The 22,741-nt window shown below is 37.4% G+C and carries 20 protein-coding genes; all 20 read right to left on the bottom strand.

Translation table 11 applies throughout. The annotated features are described in order from the left end of the window. Positions 1–72: 72 nt before the first annotated feature. The 20 genes from ABH957_RS00125 to pyrH all read right to left on the bottom strand — a co-directional run bounded on the left by ABH957_RS00125 (position 73) and on the right by pyrH (position 22,716). Positions 73–972 (bottom strand): polysaccharide deacetylase family protein, encoded by a 900-nt coding sequence (locus tag ABH957_RS00125; RefSeq protein WP_113936806.1) that lies wholly within the window; start codon positions 970–972, stop codon positions 73–75. A gap of 154 nt (positions 973–1,126) precedes the next feature. After that, positions 1,127–3,280 carry a polyribonucleotide nucleotidyltransferase gene (gene pnp, locus ABH957_RS00130; protein ID WP_113936805.1) on the bottom strand — a complete coding sequence of 718 codons (2,154 nt, stop codon included), beginning with the start codon at positions 3,278–3,280 and terminating at the stop codon, positions 1,127–1,129. A 161-nt stretch (positions 3,281–3,441) separates the two neighbouring features. After that, on the bottom strand, positions 3,442–3,711 hold the full coding sequence (gene rpsO / locus ABH957_RS00135) for a 30S ribosomal protein S15 (protein WP_001229392.1): 270 nt from the start codon (positions 3,709–3,711) through the stop codon (positions 3,442–3,444). A gap of 100 nt (positions 3,712–3,811) precedes the next feature. Beyond that, positions 3,812–4,783 (bottom strand): bifunctional riboflavin kinase/FAD synthetase, encoded by a 972-nt coding sequence (ribF, locus tag ABH957_RS00140; protein ID WP_404457827.1) that lies wholly within the window; start codon positions 4,781–4,783, stop codon positions 3,812–3,814. Positions 4,784–4,826: 43 nt separating this feature from the next. Next, positions 4,827–5,750, bottom strand: a complete 924-nt coding sequence (gene truB / locus ABH957_RS00145) for a tRNA pseudouridine(55) synthase TruB (RefSeq protein WP_002033681.1) — start codon at positions 5,748–5,750, stop codon at positions 4,827–4,829. A 90-nt stretch (positions 5,751–5,840) separates the two neighbouring features. Further along, on the bottom strand, positions 5,841–6,197 hold the full coding sequence (rbfA, locus tag ABH957_RS00150; protein WP_002146104.1) for a 30S ribosome-binding factor RbfA: 357 nt from the start codon (positions 6,195–6,197) through the stop codon (positions 5,841–5,843). 15 nt (positions 6,198–6,212) lie between these two features. Then, on the bottom strand, positions 6,213–6,494 hold the full coding sequence (locus tag ABH957_RS00155) for a DUF503 domain-containing protein (RefSeq protein WP_002088157.1): 282 nt from the start codon (positions 6,492–6,494) through the stop codon (positions 6,213–6,215). Then, positions 6,491–8,557, bottom strand: a complete 2,067-nt coding sequence (gene infB / locus ABH957_RS00160; RefSeq protein ID WP_002014558.1) for a translation initiation factor IF-2 — start codon at positions 8,555–8,557, stop codon at positions 6,491–6,493. Before infB ends, ABH957_RS00155 begins: the two co-directional genes overlap by 4 nt. Before the next feature lie 4 nt (positions 8,558–8,561). Continuing rightward, a complete protein-coding gene (locus ABH957_RS00165; RefSeq protein WP_001286519.1) occupies positions 8,562–8,873 on the bottom strand; it encodes a YlxQ family RNA-binding protein in 312 nt (103 codons plus the stop codon). Further along, entirely contained in the window at positions 8,874–9,146 is a 273-nt protein-coding gene (gene rnpM / locus ABH957_RS00170) for an RNase P modulator RnpM (protein WP_002088161.1), read from the bottom strand. A gap of 11 nt (positions 9,147–9,157) precedes the next feature. Beyond that, positions 9,158–10,264 carry a transcription termination factor NusA gene (gene nusA, locus ABH957_RS00175; RefSeq protein ID WP_002014554.1) on the bottom strand — a complete coding sequence of 369 codons (1,107 nt, stop codon included), beginning with the start codon at positions 10,262–10,264 and terminating at the stop codon, positions 9,158–9,160. Between the two features lie 17 nt (positions 10,265–10,281). Beyond that, positions 10,282–10,752 (bottom strand): ribosome maturation factor RimP, encoded by a 471-nt coding sequence (gene rimP, locus ABH957_RS00180; protein ID WP_002146103.1) that lies wholly within the window; start codon positions 10,750–10,752, stop codon positions 10,282–10,284. 333 nt (positions 10,753–11,085) lie between these two features. After that, complete coding sequence (locus tag ABH957_RS00185; protein WP_002014551.1) at positions 11,086–15,387, bottom strand: PolC-type DNA polymerase III; 4,302 nt, start codon at positions 15,385–15,387, stop codon at positions 11,086–11,088. A gap of 124 nt (positions 15,388–15,511) precedes the next feature. Next, the gene (locus ABH957_RS00190) at positions 15,512–17,212 is read right to left on the bottom strand and encodes a proline--tRNA ligase (RefSeq protein WP_002014550.1); all 1,701 of its coding nucleotides are present in this window, start codon (positions 17,210–17,212) and stop codon (positions 15,512–15,514) included. Positions 17,213–17,321: 109 nt separating this feature from the next. Further along, positions 17,322–18,578, bottom strand: coding sequence for an RIP metalloprotease RseP (gene rseP, locus ABH957_RS00195; RefSeq protein WP_002088169.1), 1,257 nt, complete (start codon positions 18,576–18,578; stop codon positions 17,322–17,324). A 17-nt stretch (positions 18,579–18,595) separates the two neighbouring features. Then, on the bottom strand, positions 18,596–19,738 hold the full coding sequence (gene dxr / locus ABH957_RS00200; RefSeq protein WP_002014547.1) for a 1-deoxy-D-xylulose-5-phosphate reductoisomerase: 1,143 nt from the start codon (positions 19,736–19,738) through the stop codon (positions 18,596–18,598). Positions 19,739–19,761: 23 nt separating this feature from the next. Next, entirely contained in the window at positions 19,762–20,553 is a 792-nt protein-coding gene (gene cdsA, locus ABH957_RS00205; RefSeq protein ID WP_002088171.1) for a phosphatidate cytidylyltransferase, read from the bottom strand. 17 nt (positions 20,554–20,570) lie between these two features. After that, a complete protein-coding gene (locus ABH957_RS00210) occupies positions 20,571–21,347 on the bottom strand; it encodes an undecaprenyl pyrophosphate synthase (protein ID WP_002014545.1) in 777 nt (258 codons plus the stop codon). 85 nt (positions 21,348–21,432) lie between these two features. Beyond that, the gene (gene frr / locus ABH957_RS00215; RefSeq protein WP_000531506.1) at positions 21,433–21,990 is read right to left on the bottom strand and encodes a ribosome recycling factor; all 558 of its coding nucleotides are present in this window, start codon (positions 21,988–21,990) and stop codon (positions 21,433–21,435) included. A gap of 3 nt (positions 21,991–21,993) precedes the next feature. Then, on the bottom strand, positions 21,994–22,716 hold the full coding sequence (pyrH, locus tag ABH957_RS00220) for a UMP kinase (RefSeq protein WP_002014544.1): 723 nt from the start codon (positions 22,714–22,716) through the stop codon (positions 21,994–21,996). Positions 22,717–22,741: the final 25 nt, after the last annotated feature.

The following is a 22,741-nucleotide window of genomic DNA, read 5'->3' on the forward strand; positions in this document are numbered from 1 at the left end:
ATGCCAGTTTCTCTAAATAATTGCTATTATTTAATGATAACAAGTTTAGAGATGAATGTCATGCAAATGTATTTAATCCACACGTTTTTCATCTAGTAATTCTGTAATATTCCCCACTTTATATCCTTGTTCCTTTAAATTTTTAATCATAGTATCTAGCGCTTCTGTTGTAGATGAAGTAGGATGCATTAGCACAATAGCACCTGGATGTATTTTTCGCATTACTCTCTGCAATAGCACACCCGGTTCTGGCCGCTTCCAATCAATTGTATCTACAGTCCACATAATCGTCCCCATTTGGAAATCATCCGCTATTTTTACTACCTCATCCCGAAAGCTTCCACTTGGCGGAGCAAACCATCTCACTTTCTGATTTGTAGCTGCTTCTATCATTCGATTCGTTTTTTGTAATTGATCTCGTATTTCATCTGTAGACAGCGTTTTCATATTAGGGTGTGTGTAAGAATGATTTCCTACTTCTTGATTTGCATCGACAATCATTTTGGCAAATCGTAAGTTTTCTTTCACCCAGCGTCCTTCTAAAAAGAAAGTCGCCTTCACATCATGTTTTTTCAATATCTCTAATATACGTGGCAAATACTCATTACCCCAGGCCACATTAATTGTTAATCCCACCATCTTTTTATGTGGATGTCCTCGATAAATGGGAGCTGGTGGTAAATCTTCTAAGTGAACACTCGGTGATACTTCCTTAAATTCAAGTTGTTTTTGATCAAACTTCTTGATTTTCTTCATATTATTATAGGACGCTTCTATATCCACTTGTTTTCCATTATACCCAGGCGTCGCCTTCCAAATCTTATCAATCATCGCATTTTGCGGCATAATCTCATACTGTTTTACATGCTTTTGAATCTCTTCATGCAAGTTATCCTGCGCAAAAACGGAATAAGAGCCACAACCCATATATAAAGAAAATATAAATATGTACGCTAATATACGAGCTTTCATATAAACCCTCCCATTAACTATAAAAAAGAAACCATTTTCTTCTTATCTTTGTTAATTTGAGCGTTATGATGAAAACTATACCTATACTCACATAAAAATCTAAATGAATCACATTTTTTACATAACAAAAAAAGCCAGCTAAACTGGCTTTCACTTATTGTTGCTCTTGTGCGTTTTCTTCTTTAGCTGCTTCTTCTTTAGCTGCTTCTTTTTCTTGCTCTTCTTTTAGCAATACTTTTCTAGATAAGTTTACACGACCTTGTTTGTCAATCTCGATAACTTTAACTGAAATCTCATCACCGATTTTCACAACGTCTTCTACCTTACCTACACGCTCAAGTGCAAGTTCAGAAATGTGAACAAGTCCATCTTTACCGCTAAATAATTCAACGAACGCACCGAATTTTTCAACGCGTTTAACTTTTCCTAAGTAGATTTCGCCTACTTGTACTTCGCGAACGATATCTTCGATAATTTTCTTCGCTTTTTCATTCATCTCTTGATTAATTGATGAAATGAATACTGTACCATCTTGCTCGATGTCAATTTTAACGCCAGTTTCTTCAATGATTTTATTGATCTGTTTACCACTTGGTCCAATAACATCACGAATTTTATCTGGGTTAATTGCCATTGTAATAATCTTCGGAGCATACGCAGATAACTCAATGCGAGGTTCCGCGATAACAGATAACATGTGATTTAAAATGTGCATACGACCAACTTTCGCTTGTTGTAATGCTTCTTCTAAAATCTCACGAGATAAACCATCGATTTTAATGTCCATTTGTAGTGCAGTTACACCTTTTGCAGTACCTGCTACTTTAAAGTCCATATCACCTAAATGGTCTTCCATTCCTTGAATATCTGTTAAAATTGTGTAATGCTCACCAGATTTCACTAGACCCATTGCAATACCAGCAACTGGTGCTTTAAGTGGTACACCCGCATCCATCATCGCTAATGTACTACCGCAAATACTCGCTTGTGAAGTTGAACCATTTGATTCTAATACTTCAGATACAAGACGAACTGTATATGGGAAATCCTTTTCAGATGGAAGTACAGGTTCAAGAGCACGTTCTCCTAGTGCACCGTGACCAATTTCACGACGACCTGGTCCACGCATTGGTCTTGTTTCACCAACACTAAATGAAGGGAAATTATAATGGTGCATAAAGCGTTTTGACTCTTCTACACCTAGACCATCTAAAATTTGCACATCGCCTAATGCACCTAATGTACAAATACTTAATGCTTGCGTTTGTCCACGTGTGAATAGACCAGAACCATGTGTACGAGATAAAATGCCAACCTCTGATGCTAAAGGACGAATTTCGTCACCTTTACGACCATCTGGGCGGATTTTTTCAACTGTAATAAGACGACGTACTTCTTCTTTTACAATTTTATATAAAATCTCACTTACTTGTCCTAATGTATCAGCATCAGCTTCCTGAGCTTCGTAATGCTCAATTACACGCTTTTTCACTACGCTAATTGCATCTTCACGTGCATGTTTTTCGTGCACTTGAATTGCAGAATGCATATCTGTCTCAGCCATTTCACGTACAGCTTGATTCAAATCAGCATCCACTTCATAAAGTTTCACTGCTGTTTTCTCTTTACCGACAGCTTGTACAATCTCTTCTTGGAATGCAATTAGACGTTTAATTTCATCGTGTCCAAACATAATTGCTTCTAACATTGTTTCTTCAGGTACTTGATCCGCTCCTGCTTCAACCATGTTAATTGCATCTTTCGTACCAGCTACAACAAGGTGCATATCACTTTGTTCTTGCTGTTCTACTGTTGGATTAATAACGAACTCGCCATTAATACGACCAACTGTCGCACCTGCGATTGGACCTTCAAATGGAATATCTGAAATAGATAATGCTAATGAAGAACCAAGCATAGCTGCCATCTCAGAAGAACAGTCTTGATCAACACTCATTACGATGCTGACAACTTGTACTTCATTACGGAAACCATCTGCGAAAAGTGGACGGATTGGACGGTCAATTAAACGACTTGCTAAAATTGCTTTTTCACTTGGACGGCCTTCGCGCTTAATAAAACCGCCTGGGATTTTTCCAACTGCATATAAACGCTCTTCATAGTTTACTGTAAGCGGGAAGAAATCTACATTTTTTGGCTCTTTTGATGCAGTTGCTGTAGATAGAACTGCTGTGTCGCCATATCTTACTAATACTGCTCCGTTTGCTTGTTTTGCAAGCTGACTTGTTTCAATTGTTAGCTGACGACCAGCTAAATCTATCGAGAAGACTTGCTTTTCCTGACTCATTTAAGTACCCCTCTCAATTTAAAATATTCAATTCTTCTATGTAAATGGGTAGTATATCACAATATTCTTTCCTCTAGTATTGCCGAAAATTAAGTAAGCTATAAAGAGTAGAAGATATATTTTTACCTAACAAAAAAGCGGGAATATTCCCGCTTCTTTGACTATCGACGTAAGCCAAGCTTTGTGATTAATTCACGGTAACGTGTGATATCGCTATTACGAAGGTAAGTAAGTAAGTTACGACGTTTACCAACCATCTTTAATAGACCACGACGTGAATGATGATCCTTCTTGTGAGTACGTAAGTGCTCGTTTAGAGTGTTAATTTGCTCCGTTAGGACAGCAATTTGAACCTCTGGAGAACCAGTATCAGTCTCATGAGTTCTAAATTGTGCAATGATTTCGTTTTTACGCTCTTGTGTTAAAGCCATCCTATTTCACCTCCTAATAATTAAACCCCCAGTTACCTAGCAAGCATCGGTGAGTCGCAATGCCAAGTAATGGTTGTCATAAAGTACATAACATAGAATACTACTTTTCATTTGAAAAAGCAAGTATATTCTTTACGCTCGCAAAATATTCTTCGGCAACCTTTTTATCTTGAGCGATTTGCGCAACTAACTCATCAATTCCATTAAACTTTTTTTCTTCTCTTATACGCATGTGCCATTCCACTGTAACACTTTGATCGTATATGTCTTTATTAAATTCAAATAGATGCACTTCAATAGATAATTGACGCTCATTCTCTTTGAAAGTTGGTTTATATCCGATATTACACACACCATCATACCATTCATCATGAACCTTCAACCTTACCGCATATACACCTACAGGTGGCAACAAATATTCATCACTTAAACCTACATTTGCAGTTGGAAAACCAATTTGACGTCCACGCTTATCACCGTGTACAACTGTTCCTTCTACCGTGTAAGCTCTCCCTAAAATAGATGGAATTTGTTCCATTTCACCGTTTCGAATTAACTTTCGTAATGAAGTAGAACTTACTTTTTCTTCTTGATATTCAACTTTTTCGATCACGGTCTGTGTAAACTCCCCTCTTGCATGAAATGGTAAAGTCTCCATCTTCCCTTTTCCTAAACGTCCATATGAATAATCAAAGCCTGCTACTACATGCTTTACATTTAAACCAATAATATACTCATCGACAAACTGCTGTGGTAATAATCCAGCAAATGGCTCATCGAATTTCACCACATATAAGATATCAATTCCTAAACTTGCGATGATTTCTTCTTTAAGGCGCATCGGTGTAATATACTCCACATGCGCTTCTTTTTTTCCTAATACAACAGATGGGTGTGGATGGAACGTCATGACAGCACTTTTACATCCTCTTTCATCCGCTATTTTTTTCGCTGTTCGAATCACACGTTGATGTCCTAAATGAATGCCATCAAAATATCCTAATGCCATTACAGTAGGTGGTAATTCTATTTTATTTTGTTCATGTGGATGAGTTAAATGAATAAGTTTCACGCTTGAATTCACCTTTTTCTGTAATAATCCTTCCAATAATTCATTATAGCTTTAGTTCTTGATTATTCACAAGTACTTTCATTGGCTTTAGCATTCCAGGGTGTTTTGGGTGATGCTCATAAATTGCTAAGCAACGATCATTTTTATCAAATACTGTAATAAATGGTGCTGTTGTTTCTAATTCATTCTTTAAGAACATACCGTTCTTTATTTTTTCAGCTTGCTTTTCATCTACAACCATTTTTGGAAACTTACTTAGCGCCTCATCAATTGAGATGAAAATAGACTCTACTGTTCCATTTTGCACGTTTTCTTCAATTTCTTCAAATGATATGCAATCTTCTAGTAAAAATTCACCAGATGCTGTTCTTACAAGGTGAGACATATGTGATGGAAATCCAAGTTTTTCACCTATCATTACTGCTAGTGTTCTTACATATGTTCCTTTACTACACGTTACACGGAAACGAAATGAAATATTTTCCCCTTCAAAAACTTCACGTTCATCAAGTAATACAAATTCATGAATTGTAATTGTACGAACTGGACGTTCAACTTCTTGTCCTGCTCTTGCATATTCGTATAGTTTTTTCCCGTTAACTTTTACAGCTGAGAACATCGGCGGCATTTGTTCAATTGTCCCTGTTAATTCCGCTAGTACCTCTTCTACTTCTTTACGTGTAATGACACGATTTACATCTTGTTTCTCCACAACTTCACCAGAAGCATCTTCTGTTGTTGTTGAAAATCCTAATGTCACTTCACCTTCGTATGTTTTTGTTTCACTTGTTAAAAATTGCGCAATTTTTGTTGCACGCCCAACGCAAATAGGTAATACTCCTGTTACATCTGGATCCAGTGTCCCTGTATGACCAATTCGTTTCTCACGCAATATCTTTCTTAATTTGAACACACAATCATGTGATGTCATTCCCTTTGGCTTATGTAATAATACTACACCTTCCATATACTCACCTCATCGTTATTCTTTTATAGTAATTGCAATTATGCAAAACTTATTTTACATTGAAAAAATGGATAGACAAATGTCTATCCATTATTCTTCACGTTTACCGTCTTTATTAATTTGATGTAAAAGTGTATCAATTCGATGACCATATCCAATAGACTCATCAAACTCGAAGGAAATTTCCGGTGTTTTACGAAGACGAATACGTTGGCCAATTTCTGAACGAATAAAGCCTTTTGCCTTCGCTAAACCTTTTAATGTATTTTCTTTCTGTTCTTCGTCACCTAAAACAGAAATATATACTTTAGCAATTTGTAAATCTCCACTTACCTGTACATCTGTTACTGTAACAAATCCAATACGTGGGTCTTTAATTTTACGACTGATAATGTCGCCTAATTCTTTTTTCATTTGCTCGCCCACACGGTTCGCACGTAATTTCATAACTCTTCACCTCATTCAATACCATTCCAAATGTGTTATCGTACGTTCAATTTCAGGAAATGAATCGATATACTCAAGTACACGATTCATTTCTTTTTCACAGACAACACGATTTGAGGATACGGAAACAATTGCAATTTCTGTACGTTGCCATACATCTTGATGCCCAACTTCAGAAACAGCTACATTATAGCGCTGTTTCACACGAGTTAACACACGTTGCAAAATTGCTCGTTTCTCTTTTAAAGAATGCACATCGTAAATCATACACTCGAATGAGAGTGAAGCGATAATCATCGCTTCACTTCTTCCATAACGTATGCTTCAATGATGTCCCCTTCTTTAAGATCATTATATCTCTCAATTGTAATACCACACTCATAGTTTTGTGCAACTTCTTTTACGTCGTCTTTGAAACGTTTTAACGTATCAAGTTTTCCTTCGAAGACTACTACGCCATCACGGATAATACGAACGCCACTATCACGTGTAATTTTACCGTCTATTACGTAACAACCTGCGATTGTTCCAACTTTTGTTACTTTGAATGTTTGACGAACTTCCGCTTGACCGATTACTTTTTCTTCGAATTCTGGATCCAGCATACCTTGCATTGCTGATTCAATTTCTTCGATTACTTTATAGATAATACGGTGTAAACGAACATCAACTTTCTCTAATTCAGCTGTACGCTTCGCATTCACATCTGGGCGTACGTTAAATCCAATTACAATTGCATTAGATGCAGAAGCTAAAATAATATCAGATTCTGTAATCGCACCTACGCCTGTATGGATAATTTTCACTTTTACGCCTTCAACATCAATTTTACGAAGTGATGCTGCCATTGCTTCTACAGAACCTTGTACGTCTGCTTTCACAATTAAGTTAATTTCTTTTACATCGCCCTCTTGGATTTGTTGGAATAAATCTTCCAGGCTGAATTTAGATTTCTCACCACGTTGTGCAACTAACGCTTCTTGTGCACGTGATTCACCGATTTGACGAGCTTTCTTCTCATCAGCGAATGCCATGAAACGATCTCCCGCTTGTGGCACTTCATTTAAACCTGTAATTTCAACAGGAGTTGACGGACCAGCAACTTTTACACGACGACCAATATCACTTACCATTGCACGAACACGACCGAATGATGTTCCAACAACAATTGGATCTCCAACTCGAAGTGTACCGTTTTGAACAAGTAATGTCGCGATAGTTCCTTTACCTTTATCAAGCTGTGCTTCAATTACAGTACCAGCTGCATAGCGATTTGGATTTGCTTTATATTCTTCTACTTCACTCACAAGAAGGATCATTTCTAGTAAGTTGTCAATTCCCTCGCCTTGAATCGCAGAAATTGGTACGAAAATCGTGTCTCCGCCCCAAGCTTCTGGAACTAATTCATATTCTGTTAATTCTTGCATTACACGATCAGGATTTGCCGCTGGTTTATCCATTTTATTCACAGCAACAATAATTGGTACTCCAGCTGCTTTCGCATGGCTAATCGCTTCAACTGTTTGTGGCATAACACCGTCATCAGCTGCAACAACAAGAATTGTAATATCTGTTACTTGTGCACCACGAGCACGCATTGTTGTAAATGCCGCGTGACCTGGTGTATCTAAGAACGTAATTTTCTTATCATTTACATCAACTTGGTATGCACCGATATGCTGAGTAATTCCACCAGCTTCGCCAGCAGTTACTTTTGAATTACGGATAGAGTCAAGCAATGTTGTTTTACCATGGTCAACGTGTCCCATAATTGTAACAACAGCTGGACGTTCTTTTAAGTTTTCTTCATCATCTTGCTCATCGATGAATGTTTCAAATTCAGTTTCACTTACAACTACTTCTTCTTCTACTTCAATACCGTAATCAGTAGCAATTAACTCAATTGTATCTTTATCTAAGTCTTGGTTAATTGTCGCCATAATTCCTAGCATGAAGAGCTTTTTAATAATTTCAGATGGCTCTTTGCTTAACTTTTTAGCAAGGTCACCTACTGTAAGGCTTCCAGAGAAAGTGATTTTATCTGGTGTTTCTACTATTGGTGTTTGTTGTCTTCCAGCAAAGTTATCTTGACGTTTATCTTCATTTGCTTTGCCTTTTTTCTTATTCTTATTGCTGTTCTTTTTACTACGAACAACTTTCTCTTCTACTTCAAACTCATCTGCAACAGAAGGTTTTTCCGCTCCAGCGCTATATTGATTATCTAATTTGTTTACTACTTCATCTTCTAACATTGTCATATGATTCGAAACCTCGATATTCATCTCTTTTAGTTTTGTCATAAGATCTTTACTTGAGATATTATTTTTTTTTGCATATTCATGTACTCGAATTTTACTCATACCTTCACCCCCGGTAATTTGTATCGAGCATGCTACGTAGCTTTTTCGCAAAGCCTTCATCTAAAACAGCTACAACGACTCGCTCGTCTCTCCCAATCGCATGCCCTAATTGTTGTCGATTTTCGACTTTTCTCATTGGTATGTTGTAGTACGTGGTTTTATCAATGATACGTTTTGTAGTGTTCGCTGACGCATCTTCAGAAAGCAATACTAGCTTTGCTTTGCCACTTCGTACTTCTTTTAAAACGAGTTCTTCACCCGAAATAATTTTTCGAGCGCGGTTTGCTAGTCCTAAAAATGATTTCCAATCAGACACTTATTTCGACTCCTTCTCAACAAGCTCAAGAAGCTCTTCGTACAGAGAACTGTCGATTTTCGCTTTTAGATGATGTTCCAAAATGTTTTTCTTTTGGGCTTGAATAATGCTTTCTTTATCTTTTGATAAATATGCACCTCGTCCTGATTTTTTTCCTGATAAATCAATAGACACTTCGCCCTCTTTGGAACGAACAATGCGAACTAGCTCTCGTTTTGATTTCATCTCTTGCGTCGCAATACATTTTCGTAACGGAACTTTTCGATTGCTCATACTCATCACCTCTATTCGATTTCGTCTTCAGCTGAATCGAATCCGAATGCGATTACGCTATCTTCTTCTGTCACAATACCAAGTTGTTTCGCATCAGACTCACTTTTAATATCAATTTTCCAGCCTGTTAATTTAGCTGCAAGACGCGCATTTTGTCCACGCTTACCAATCGCTAATGAAAGCTGGTGGTCTGGAACAACAACAGTTGTTGCTTTCTCTGCTTCATCTACAAGTACTTTAACAACCTGTGATGGACTTAAAGCATTTGCAACATATTCAACTGGGTCATTCGACCAGCGAACGATGTCAATCTTTTCACCTTTTAGTTCATCTACAACGCGTTGTACACGTTGTCCTTTCGGTCCTACACAAGAACCTACTGGATCAACATCGATATTCTCTGCATATACAGAAATTTTAGAACGGTCGCCTGCTTCACGTGCTACAGAGCGAATTTCTACAGTTCCATCATAAATTTCTGGAACTTCCATTTCGAATAAACGTTTTAAAAGACCAGGATGTGTACGTGATACGTAAATTTGTGGTCCTTTTGTTGTCTTTTCTACTTTTGTAATAAATACGCGAATACGATCATGTGGTTTATATTGCTCATTTGGCATTTGCTCACTTACAGGTAATAAAGCTTCTACTTTACCTAAGCTTACATAGATGAAACGAGCATCTTGGCGCTGTACAATACCAACCATAATGTCTTCTTCACGATCACTAAATTCTGAATAAATTACACCACGTTCCGCCTCACGAACTCGTTGTGTTACAACTTGTTTTGCAGTTTGTGCTGCAATACGACCAAAATCTTTTGGCGTTACTTCAATTTCTAGTACGTCACCATCTTGGTAGTTTGGATTAATTTGTCTTGCCTCTTCTACAGAGATTTCAAGACGTGGATCAAACACATTATCTACAACGTCCTTACGTGCTAAAACTTGAATTGTTCCCACTTCTGGGTTAAAGCTCACACGAACGTTTTGTGCTTGGTTAAAATTGCGTTTATAAGCAGAGATTAATGCTGCTTCAATCGCATCAATAATAATATCTTTGCTAATACCTTTTTCTGACTCTAATACGAGCAAAGCATCTAACAACTCAGTGCTCATGAAGATCCCCCTTCTTACTAAAACGTAACAGCAAGTCGCGCATTTGCAACTTTATCCATTGGAATTTGGATTTCTTTTTTACGTGTTTTAATTGTTAATAGTAGTGTAATTGTAGTACCGTCGTAGGAAAGTAGCTTTCCTTCAAACATCTTCTCACCATCAATCGGCTTATATGTTTTAATTGCCACTTGTTTTCCTACCGCTTGCTGGAAGTCTTTCTCTTTCTTTAATGGGCGTTCCGCTCCAGGAGATGATACATCCAAAAAGTAAAGATGAGGAATTGGATCCTCTTTATCTAAAGCTTCGCTTAAACGTTCACTTACCGCACCGCATTCTTCAATTTCGACTCCCTTTTCAGAATCAATGAATACGCGTAAGAACCAGTCTTGTCCTTCTTGCACATACTCTACATCTACAAGTTCAAGATTTAACTCTTCAACGATTGGCTGCGCAAATGCTTCTACAATTTCTGTGACTTTCTTATCCATAAACAGCCTCCTTCCTGCCGCCATGTACCATTTACAAGAAAAGATCCCGTTCATAAAGACGGTCTATCTTATTCTTTCTCGTTAGCTAACAAAAGCCCCTGCCGTTAAGCAGGGAATATCTGTCTTAGTATTACCAAATTTAAGAAGTAAAACTTGTAACAAAATATGTATATACGACAGAAATATCATTACTATCTACATAAGCAAAATGTAGATAGTAACACGAAAGAGTGGGTTTCCCCACTCTCTTTTTCACAAAATATACATGACATGGTTATCTCGGTTTATAGTATACCATAGCAAATGTTGATTTGCAAAGATTTTTCCTACCTATTAGAACAGTGACAATTGGTTTTGATCCGGTAAATCTCCTAGACAACCTTGACCATCTAAATACTCAATAATCGTTTTAGAAACCTTACTGCGCTGCTGTAAGTCTTCTTTTGATAAGAAATCACCATTTTTACGAGCTTCAACAATACTGAAAGCTGCGTTTGTACCAAGACCAGGAACTGCATTAAATGGAGGAATTAAAGTATCCCCATCAATTATAAATTCGGTTGCATGCGAGCGGTATAAATCAACCTTTTGGAATGAATAACCACGCTCACACATTTCAAGTGTCATTTCTAGTACCGTTAATAAACTCTTCTCTTTCGGTGCTGCATCCAATCCTTTTTGTGCAATTTCATCAATTTTTACACGTATGGATGCTGAACCTTTCGCCATCGCCTCTACATCAAAGTCATCTGCACGAACTGTAAAATATGCCGCATAGAATAAAAGTGCGAAATGTACTTTAAAGTATGCAATACGCACAGCCATAAGTACGTAAGCAGCCGCATGGGCTTTAGGGAACATGTACTTAATCTTCTTACATGAATCAATATACCAACCTGGTACATTGTTATTTCTCATTTCCTCTTCCCATTCTTCTGGTACACCTTTACCTTTACGCACCGACTCCATGATTTTGAAGGCTAATGATGGATCCAAGCCTTGATAAATTAAATATACCATGATGTCATCACGACAACCGATAACTTCACTCAGTGTACACGTACCATTATAAATTAATTCATTCGCATTACCTAACCATACATCTGTACCATGGGACAGTCCAGAAATTTGGACAAGCTCTGAAAACGTTGTTGGTTTCGTTTCTTCTAACATTTGTCTTACGAATTTCGTACCAAACTCTGGTATACCAAGTGTACCTGTTTTACAGTTAATTTGTTCTTCCGTTACCCCTAAAGATTCTGGACCAGAGAAAATTTTCATTACTTCTGGATCATCCGTTGGGATTGTTTTCGGGTCAATACCACTTAAATCTTGAAGCATACGAATAACAGTCGGATCATCGTGTCCTAATATATCAAGTTTCAATAAATTATCATGAATTGAGTGGAAGTCAAAGTGCGTTGTTCTCCACTCAGCACCTATTGAATCAGCCGGAAACTGAATTGGTGAAAAGTCAAAAATATCCATGTAATCTGGTACAACGATAATACCACCTGGATGCTGTCCGGTCGTACGCTTTACACCTGTACATCCCGCAACTAAGCGATCAATCTCTGCATTTCGAATTGTTAAGTTATGATCATTAGCATAACCTTTCACATACCCATAAGCGGTTTTTTCCGCAACCGTACCAATTGTTCCTGCGCGGTATACATAATCTTCACCGAACAGTAATTTCGTATAGTTATGGGCGCGTGGTTGGTATTCTCCGGAGAAATTCAAATCGATATCCGGTACCTTATCCCCTTTAAATCCAAGGAACGTTTCGAAAGGAATGTCATGCCCATCTTTCACATATGGAACATTACATGTTGGGCATTCTTTATCTGGTAAATCAAAACCAGAACCTACAGAACCGTCATTAAAGAACTCTGATTGTTTACACTTTGGACATACATAGTGCGGTGGTAATGGGTTTACTTCTGTAATTTCCATCATCGTTGCAACAAATGATGAACCTACCGATCCACGCGAACCTACTAGATAACCGTCCACTAACGATTTTTTCACAAGCTTATGTGAAATTAAATAAATAACAGCGAATCCATGTCCAATAATACTTTTCAATTCTTTTTCCAAACGAGCTTCTACAATTTCCGGTAGTTCATCTCCATAGATACTTCGTGCCATTACATAGCTCATATCACGTGTTTCATCATCAGCACCTTCAATTTTCGGTGTGTATAAATCATCTTTTACTGGACGAACATCACCAATTAATGATGCGATCTTGTTTGTATTTGTCACAACAATTTCTTTTGCTTTGTCTTCACCTAAGAATGAAAAACAATCTAGCATTTCATTTGTTGTACGGAAATGTACAGGCGGTAATGAATGGCGATTTAACGGATTAGCTCCTCCCTGCGAACTGACTAAAATTTTCCGATATATCGCGTCCTCTGGATCTAAATAATGCACATTCCCAGTAGCAACAACTGGCTTATCTAACGTCTCACCTAGTTTTACTAAGTTAGAAATTATTGTTTTTAACTGTCCTTCATCTCGAACGAGTTCACGTTCCACTAAATGACGTAACACTTCTGGAGGCATAACCTCAATGTAATCATAAAACTGTGCAATTTCTTCTACTTCTTCAGGCGCTTTTTGCATCATAGCTTCAAATACTTCACCTTTGTCACAAGCTGTTCCTACTAAAATGCCTTCGCGATATTTTTTTAATAGTGATCGTGGTACACGTGGTACACGATAAAAGTAATTCAGGTGAGAATATGAAACAAGTTTATATAAGTTTTTCAACCCAACATCTGATGTGGCAAGTAACGTCATATGACTTGGACGCCCACGTTTATACGCATCCCCTTGTCCCATACTATCGTTTAGTTGATCGTGATATTCAAATCCCTTTTCAATCACATCTTTTAACATCTTCACAAGTAAATATCCCGTTGCTTCTGTATCATAAATCGCACGGTGATGTTGCGTTAATTCAATATCAAGCTTTTTACACATCGTATTTAATCGATGATTTTTCATTTCTGGGAATAAGAACCGTGCAAGTTCTAACGTATCAATAACTGGATTTTTCGTTTTTTCTATCCCAGCCTTTTTAAAACCTACGTTAATAAAGCCCATATCGAAGCTTGCGTTATGAGCAACAAGTGTATGGTCACCCATCCATTCCTCAAACTTTTTAAACACTTCGTCCACTTCTGGTGCATCAGTTAACATATCATCTGTAATGCCTGTTAATTCAATAATCGTCGCCGATAATGGTTGATGAGGATTTGCGAAAGATTCAAAGCGATCAATAATTTCTCCACCTTTTATCTTTACAGCAGCTAACTCAATGACTGTATCATATACAGCAGATAACCCTGTTGTCTCAACGTCAAAGACAACATATGTTTCTTCTGCAAGTAGACGATGCGCTTCGTTATATGCTATCGGCACACCATCATTAACTAAATTTGCTTCTACACCATATAGAACTTTAACTCCAGCCTTTTTACCAGCAGAATATGCTTCTGGGAACGACTGTGCAACAGCATGGTCTGTAACTGCAATAGCCTCATGCCCCCATTTTCCGGCTTGGGCAACGAGCTTAGAAACAGAAGTAACAGCATCCATTTGACTCATTGGAGTATGAAGATGAAGTTCTACTCTTTTTTCCCCTTCTTTTGCTTTATCTTTACGAGAAGGTCCCGTTATTTCATTTATATCATTTGCAATCATAACTAAATCGCGCACGAATGTATCATTTTGAACTGAACCACGCGCTTTTACCCAAGTTCCTTTTTTCAAGGATTGTAACATCGGGATATCTTCTTTATCACGTGAGAACATCTTAATCATAATAGAGTCCGTATAGTCAGTTATCTTTAAAGTTAATAATGTACGTCCACTACGAAGTTCTTTCGTCTCTACATGGAAAACATACCCTTGAACGGTTTTTCTTCTTTCTTCATCTTGAATTTCACGCAGCGGCGTAATCTCTTCATCTGGCTTAATAAGATAACCAAGCACAACTGGTCCTTCATGAACAACATCACTTTCTTCAGCTTGCCTTTTAGCCATCTCTTCCATAGCCTGTATAACTCGTTGACGATCTTCTTCCTGTGTTTGCTCACGAAACTTTTGCATTTCTTCTGCATTTTGCTTTATATGTGTGTCTAACTGAAAACGCGGGAATCCAAAAGCTTCGTATTGATCACCTACTGGTTTCGCAACGTTTTTCTTTAAAGTAGTAGATTCCAGCTCATTATTCACATTTAATAGCAACTTCACGCCATTGACCTGCGGAAGTTGCTTCTTTAAGTACGCGAACATAGGTGAAAATGTAATTCGTTCTGTACAAAGCGGCCAATATGCCTTCACTTCTTCTTCTGTAAATTGTTTATTCTCTGCTTCTAATGCAAATGTTGTTCTTGCAATATGAGAAAATGATTGCTTAAGCTTTGTTTCTAGCAACTCATATAATTCTGTCGGCAAAATACGTGGCACTTGTAAGTCAAAATGCCAACTTTTATTCGCTTTATCAATAACTAGCTTTTCAATACCACCGCCATGTAAATATTGATTTATAAGGTCTTCTGGTATTTGCAACTGTTGGAGCAAAATTTGAAATCGCTCTTGTTGTTCATTTGTTAATGACATAAGCACTCTCCTTCCATTTGCTATTATAAATTGAAACGTACTACAAAGAAAGATTTCTTCCTTCTTCTTTTACAAAATACGTTTACAAAGAAAGAGAAGGTACCTCATTACGAGGTACCTCTTCTTATTTTAAAATATTAGCAATATATGTTTGAAGTTCTTCTACTTTCACTTCTTCAGACTCGCCTGTAGCACGTACTTTCACTTCTACAATACCTTCATCTGCTTTTTTACCAACTGTAACACGAACTGGAAGGCCGAATAAATCTGCATCTGCAAATTTAACACCTGCACGTTCTGCACGATCATCTAGTAATACTTCGTATCCTTGCTCTTGTAATGAGTTATAGATATTTTCACCCATTTCACGTTGTGCATCAGATTTCATATTCACTGGAATTACATGCACATGGAACGGTGCAACAGATTTTGGCCAAACTAAACCATTCTCATCATTAAACTGCTCTGCAATTGCTGCCACTGTACGAGATACACCGATACCGTAACAACCCATAATAAGTGGTTTTGTTTTTCCGTTTTCATCTAGGAACGTTGCGTTCATTGCTTCACTATAACGAGTTCCTAATTTGAATACATGACCAACTTCAATTCCACGTGCGAAAAGAATTGTTCCATTTCCATCTGGAGATTGGTCTCCTTCTTGGATGAAGCGTAAATCTGTATATTGACTTACTTTAAAGTCACGTTCTGGATTTACATTTACATAATGGAATCCTTCTTCGTTCGCTCCTGAACATCCGTTGACAATTGATGCTACAGCATGGTCAGCGATAATTTCGATATCCCCTGTAACACCAATCGGTCCTAAAGAACCCACTTCACAGTTTAATAACTCTTTTATTTCTTCATGTGAAGCAAGCTCAACGACTGAAGCTCCGTATACATTCTTCACTTTTACATCATTGACTTCATGATCGCCACGAACAAGTACTACTACTAATTTCGCATCTACTTTAAACACCATAGATTTAATGCATTTTTCCGCTGCGATATTTAAGAATGCAGATACTTCTTCAATAGCTTTTTGATCTGGAGTTGCTACTTTTTCAAGTGCTTTTTCGGCTTCATCACTCTTCGTATACGTAGCAACAACAGGAGCCATTTCAATATTTGCCGCATAATCAGATGTATTAGAATACGCAATTGTATCTTCACCTACATCAGATAACACCATAAATTCGTGTGTATCTTTTCCACCCATTGCTCCAGAATCAGCTATAACTGCACGGAAATTCAAACCACAACGAGCAAAGATATTAGAATACGCTTTGTATAAACCGCTATATACTTCATCCAAACTTTCTTGTGTTGCATGGAAAGAATACGCATCTTTCATTAAAAATTCTCTTCCGCGTAATAAACCGAAACGTGGTCTTTGCTCATCACGGAATTTTGTTTGAATTTGATATAATGTTAATGGTAATTTTTTGTATGATTTAATTTCATCACGTACAAGATCTGTAATTACTTCCTCATGAGTTGCCCCTAGCGCAAACTCGCGAGCATTACGATCTTTCATACGCATTAATTCTGATCCGTAAGAATACCAACGGCCTGATTCTTGCCATAATTCAGAAGCTTGCATAGCTGGCATTAATAGTTCTACTGCCCCTGCGCGCTCCATTTCTTCACGAACAATACGTTCTACTTTGTGTAACACTTTTAAACCAAATGGTAGAAAACTATAAATACCAGAAGCATTTTGACGCATAAACCCTGCGCGAAGTAATAATTGATGACTCTTAATTTCAGCATCTGCTGGAACTTCACGTAATGTAGGACTGAATACCATACTTTGTTTCATTTATTCGCACCTCTTCATTTTACTCTTACACGCAATAAAACCCCTCACCTCGAGTTAGGTGAGGGATTTTATTCTATGAGCTCTATTTCATTATAACCTTCTTCTTATTTTACAAGAAAAACTTACGGATGTCATTCCATGTTACAACTAACATAAGCAACATTAATAATGCAAACCCAATAAAGTGAACCATTCCTTCTTTTTGACGATCAATTGGTTTTCCTCGTAACGCTTCAATTAAGAAGAAGAACAAACGCCCACCGTCTAAAGCTGGGACTGGTAATAAATTAAATAAACCAAGGTTAATACTTAAAACTGCCGCTAAACTTAGTACACGCGTAAATCCATAATCTACAACTTGATCTGTTAGATTATAAATTCCTACTGGACCTGACAACTCATTAATAGAAAATTGACCCGTTACTAATTTCACAAGAGAATCAAAAATTAGTTTCGTCCATTCGTATGTTTGTTCAAACCCTGATTTAATAGAACCCATCACTGTTTTCTCTACAGGAGAATAAACACCAATTCTACCAACTTCGTCTTTTCCTTCTTTATCAAGCGTTGGTGTTACTTTCACATTAAATTGCTCACTATCACGCTTTACATGTAACGTAATTTCTTTATTTGGGTTTTCACGTACAATCGTTACAACATCTTTCCATGTACTAGTGTTCTTCCCATTGATTGCTTGAATTGTATCGTTTTCTTTTAATCCAGCTTGTTCTGCAGCACTATTCTCCATTACTTTTCCGACCATCGGTTTGTCAACAGGAACTCCTTGTACAAATCCAAGAATCACAAAAATAACAAATGCTAGAATAAAGTTCATTGCAGGACCTGCAAAGATTGTTAGAGCACGTTGGCCCAATTTTTTAGAGCCAAATTGTCTATTGTACGGAGCGATTTGAATTTCTTCTCCCGCAGAAATGATACGAGCTTTTTCATTCACTCGGAATGTTTGCAGCTCTTCCTCGTACTCTTCATAACCCAAAATTGTAAGATTATGCTCTAAATCAGCTTGTTCGACTTCAATGACACGAACATTTGGATATTTTTCATGTCCGTCAAAAACTAATTTCACAACTTCGTCTTTTTCATTTAATACAAGCCCAACCTTTTTTCCAGGTTTTAACTCAACTGTGTCCGCATCCTCGCCAGCCATTCTTACATAGCCACCAAGGGGCAGTAATCGAATCGTATACACCGTTTCATTCTTTTCAAATGAGAATATTTTCGGACCAAAACCAATCGCAAACTCGCGGCACAAAATACCTGCTCTTTTTGCGAAATATAGATGCCCTAGCTCATGGAAAAATACGAGTGCACCGAAAATTAATATAAAGGCAATCGCTGTATTCAATTCCATAACCACCTTTGCTAAATTTGTTCCATCACAAACCGTCTTGTGGCTGCGTCAATTTCCTGAATTTCCTCTAAGCTCGGACGTGCAATGACAGTGTGATGGTGCATTGCTTTTTCAATGAGGTCTTCCACTGTTAAGAAACCAATTCTCTTTTGTAAAAAAGCTTCAACAGCTACTTCATTTGCCGCGTTCATTACAGCCGGCATACTTCCACCTGTCTTTCCAGCTTCATACGCAAAACGTAGACAACGGAAACGCTCTTGATTCATTTTCTCAAAATGCAATGTTCCCATTTCCCATAAATTTAACTGTTTCGTGTCTGAAAGAGGTAATCTATCAGGATATGTAAGCGCGTATTGAATCGGTACTCGCATATCAGGTGAGCCAAGCTGTGCCATTACACTACGATCTTCAAATTCAACCATAGAATGAATAATACTTTCTTTATGTAGAACAACATCGATTTGCTCATAAGGGATACCAAAAAGCCAGTGTGCTTCAATTACTTCTAGCCCCTTATTCATCATTGTAGCAGAATCAATTGTAATTTTCGAACCCATTGACCAGTTTGGATGACGAAGTGCATCTTCTACGGTCACTTGATGCAATTCATCTCTCGTTTTATCACGAAAACTTCCGCCTGAAGCAGTTATAATTAAGCGAGAGATTCTTTTTTCATTTTCACCATTCAAGCATTGAAAAATAGCTGAATGTTCACTGTCTACTGGAAGTAACGATACATTATGTTTTCGTGCTGCTTCCATTACAAGATGCCCTGCAGTTACTAACGTTTCTTTATTTGCAATTCCAATTGTTTTTTTCGCCTCAATTGCGCGGAGTGTCGGTAACAACCCTACGCTCCCTACAACAGCATTCACTACAATTTCTGTATCTGGGTGCAGCGCTACTTCTAATAAGCCTTCGCTACCATATACTACTTTTGTATTACCAGAAACAGCTTGTAATTTTAAAACATCTTCCTCTCTTTGCACAGAGACAATTTGCGGGGAAAATTCTTGAATTACCTTTACTGCATAATCAACATTTTTCCCTACAGAAAAAGCAACGAGACGGAATTGGTCTGGGTGCGAGCGTAACACATCTAATGTTTGTGTACCGATTGATCCGCTTGCACCTAGTAAACTAATGTTTTTCATGACTCCAACCCCTCGTTCATTTATTAATTGTATTGTAATAAGAAGTATAGAATTGGTAACACAAATAACCAACTATCTGTTCGATCTAAAATACCACCATGTCCAGGTAAAATTGTACCTGAATCCTTTACACCATAATGGCGTTTAAATGCAGATTGCACTAAATCACCAATTTGTCCAAAAATAGAAATGATAATCGTCAGAACGATTAAAACTCCTACATTCGCTTCAACTGGGAAGAACATATTGTAAACAAGTGCAACAACAATTCCACAAACAATACCGCCTAATGAACCTTCAATCGTTTTATTCGGACTAATTTCTGGCCATAATTTTCTTTTTCCAAATGCTTTCCCTATGAAATATGCACCTGAATCAGTTGCCCATATGACAAATAGTGCACAGAACACATATTTGATTCCTAATATTCTCGTTTCATTTAAATATAAGAATCCCATTCCAACATATGTCGTTGCCATAAGTAAAAATGAAGCATTGTCAAAAGTAAATGTATTCTTAGAAAGGACTGTATATGATAAAAGTAATAAAACAATCACAAATGTGATTTCTAATTTACCTAATCCAATCCACGTAAACAGTTCTGATGCACTACTCGGAATTAAAATAATCCACAATAATACTGCAGCTAAAACTGTTGGTACCGAAATAAGCGTAAGCTTGTTCATACGAATTAATTCATATAAACCTATAGAAGCAAGTGCATACACTAAAACTGTAAAAGGCACGCCACCGTAAATTACGATGGGAATGAATAGCGCGGCAGCAATCACTCCAGTAATAATTCTCTGTTTCACTACCAAACCCTCTCTTTCTACACGCCTCCGAATCTGCGCCCTCTATGTTGAAAGTCTGTAATCGCATTTAGCAAATGTTCTTCGGTAAAATCTGGCCAATACACATCTGTAAACCAAAATTCCGAATAAGCAATTTGCCATAACATGAAATTACTAATACGTAGCTCTCCGCTTGTACGGATTAACAACTCTGGATCAGGTAAAGAACTCGTCATTAAGTAAGAAGAAATCTTTTCTTCACTTATTTCTTCCGAACGAATTTTTCCTTCCTCACTATCTTTCATCATATGTTGCACAGCAGAAACGATTTCATCTCGACTTCCATAGTTTAACGCGAAATTAAGAATTAATCCCGTATTCTCTTTCGTATCTTCCATGGCTTTTTCCATCGCTCTGCGCGTATGCGTAGGAAGACGATCTTTTTGCCCTATTACTCGGACTTGTACGTTTTCTTCAATCAACTCTGGTAAAAATGCACCTAAAAATTCTTCTGGAAGCTTCATCAAATAATCAACTTCTTTTTTCGGTCTTTTCCAGTTCTCAGTCGAAAAAGCATAAAGAGTTAATACTTTCACATCAAGCTTACTTGCAAATTTTGTGATTTTCTTCACAACTTGCATACCTTCATGATGACCAGCAATGCGAGGCATGGCTCTTCTCTTTGCCCATCTTCCATTACCATCCATAATAATAGCAATATGTTCTGGGATATATCCTTTTTTCACTTTTTCAATGAGATGATCAAACGATGTGACCTTTTTACTTTTAAAAAAAGGAAACTTTTTAAACATCATTCATACCCTCCAACAAGCAGACGTATGCCTAAAAGTGTAAAAAGACCCCCTTAAGAAGAGGGTCATATTTGCGAAATTATCGCTATTACACTTCCATAATTTCTTTTTCTTTGTTTTTTGCGATTTCGTCAACTTTTGCAATATATTTATCTGTTTCTTTTTGGATATCTTCAGTATATCCTCTTAAATCATCTTCTGTAATGTCGCCAGCTTTTTCAAGCTTCTTAAGGTCATCATTACTGTCACGACGTACGTTACGAACAGCAACTTTTGCTTCCTCAGCATATTTCTTCACAACTTTTACAAGATCACGACGACGCTCTTCTGTTAATGCAGGGAATGCAATACGAATTACAGTTCCATCATTAGAAGGGTTTAAGCCTAAATCTGCTTTTAAAATTGCTTTTTCAATATCACCGATAGAAGTTTTATCATAAGGTTGAATTACAAGCAAACGTGCTTCTGGAACTGTAATGTTCGCTAATTGCACAACTGGTGTTGGTGCACCATAGTAATCAACTTGTACCTTATCTAATACAGACGAGCTTGCACGACCAGCGCGAACTGTTGCTAATTCACGAGAATAAGCAGCAACTGCTTTTTCCATTTTTTCATTTGAAGACTTCAATACTTGTTGTCCCATAATTTATTTCCCCCTTACAACTGTTCCAATATTTTCGCCTAAAACGGCACGTTTAATGTTACCTTTTTCCATAACCGAGAATACAATTAATGAAATATCATTATCCATACATAAAGAAGAAGCTGTAGAATCCATTACACCTAAACCTGCTTTTAATACATCTAAGTAAGTAAGTGTTTCGTATTTCGTAGCTGTTGGGTCAATAGATGGATCTGCACTATATACGCCATCCACATTATTTTTCGCCATTAAAATAACGTCCGCTTCGATTTCAGCTGCACGTAATGCTGCTGTTGTATCTGTAGAGAAGTATGGGTTACCTGTACCTGCAGCAAAGATAACAACACGTTTTTTCTCTAAGTGACGAATTGCTTTACGACGAATGTAAGGCTCTGCCACTTGACGCATCTCAATTGAAGTTTGTACGCGAGTTTGAATTCCAATATTCTCTAAGCTATCTTGAAGAGCTAATGAATTCATAACTGTTGCTAACATGCCCATGTAATCTGCTCCTGCACGATCCATGCCCATTTCACTTCCAATTTTCCCACGCCAAATGTTACCGCCACCAACAACAACAGCAACCTCTACATCAAGTTCTGCAATTTCTTTCACTTGTTCCGCAACTGACTTAATAACAGCTGGGTTAATTCCAAATCCTTGCTCGCCAGCTAAAGCTTCTCCGCTCAGCTTTAAAACGACACGATTATATTTCGGTTTACTCATAATGAACCTCCAATTGCTTACATCT

This window comes from Bacillus sp. RC242 (assembly GCF_044908245.1).
GTDB lineage: Bacteria > Bacillota > Bacilli > Bacillales > Bacillaceae_G > Bacillus_A > Bacillus_A mycoides.

Excerpts from the sequence above, each read along its gene's own strand:
- infB (WP_002014558.1), bottom strand. The coding sequence starts at position 8,557 with ATGAGTAAAATTCGAGTACATGAATATGCAAAAAAAAATAATATCTCA.
- dxr (WP_002014547.1), bottom strand. The coding sequence starts at position 19,738 with ATGAAAAACATTAGTTTACTAGGTGCAAGCGGATCAATCGGTACACAA.
- rbfA (WP_002146104.1), bottom strand. The coding sequence starts at position 6,197 with ATGAAATTACGTGCGAACCGTGTGGGCGAGCAAATGAAAAAAGAATTA.
- ABH957_RS00190 (WP_002014550.1), bottom strand. The coding sequence starts at position 17,212 with ATGAAACAAAGTATGGTATTCAGTCCTACATTACGTGAAGTTCCAGCA.
- frr (WP_000531506.1), bottom strand. The coding sequence starts at position 21,990 with ATGGGACAACAAGTATTGAAGTCTTCAAATGAAAAAATGGAAAAAGCA.
- ABH957_RS00155 (WP_002088157.1), bottom strand. The coding sequence starts at position 6,494 with ATGATTATCGCTTCACTCTCATTCGAGTGTATGATTTACGATGTGCAT.
- ABH957_RS00185 (WP_002014551.1), bottom strand. The coding sequence starts at position 15,387 with ATGTCATTAACAAATGAACAACAAGAGCGATTTCAAATTTTGCTCCAA.
- rpsO (WP_001229392.1), bottom strand. The coding sequence starts at position 3,711 with ATGGCTTTAACACAAGAGCGTAAAAACGAAATCATTGCACAATTTAGA.
- pyrH (WP_002014544.1), bottom strand. The coding sequence starts at position 22,716 with ATGAGTAAACCGAAATATAATCGTGTCGTTTTAAAGCTGAGCGGAGAA.
- ABH957_RS00125 (WP_113936806.1), bottom strand. The coding sequence starts at position 972 with ATGAAAGCTCGTATATTAGCGTACATATTTATATTTTCTTTATATATG.
- truB (WP_002033681.1), bottom strand. The coding sequence starts at position 5,750 with ATGGAAGGTGTAGTATTATTACATAAGCCAAAGGGAATGACATCACAT.
- pnp (WP_113936805.1), bottom strand. The coding sequence starts at position 3,280 with ATGAGTCAGGAAAAGCAAGTCTTCTCGATAGATTTAGCTGGTCGTCAG.
- rimP (WP_002146103.1), bottom strand. The coding sequence starts at position 10,752 with ATGGATAAGAAAGTCACAGAAATTGTAGAAGCATTTGCGCAGCCAATC.
- ABH957_RS00210 (WP_002014545.1), bottom strand. The coding sequence starts at position 21,347 with ATGATGTTTAAAAAGTTTCCTTTTTTTAAAAGTAAAAAGGTCACATCG.
- nusA (WP_002014554.1), bottom strand. The coding sequence starts at position 10,264 with ATGAGCACTGAGTTGTTAGATGCTTTGCTCGTATTAGAGTCAGAAAAA.
- rnpM (WP_002088161.1), bottom strand. The coding sequence starts at position 9,146 with ATGAGCAATCGAAAAGTTCCGTTACGAAAATGTATTGCGACGCAAGAG.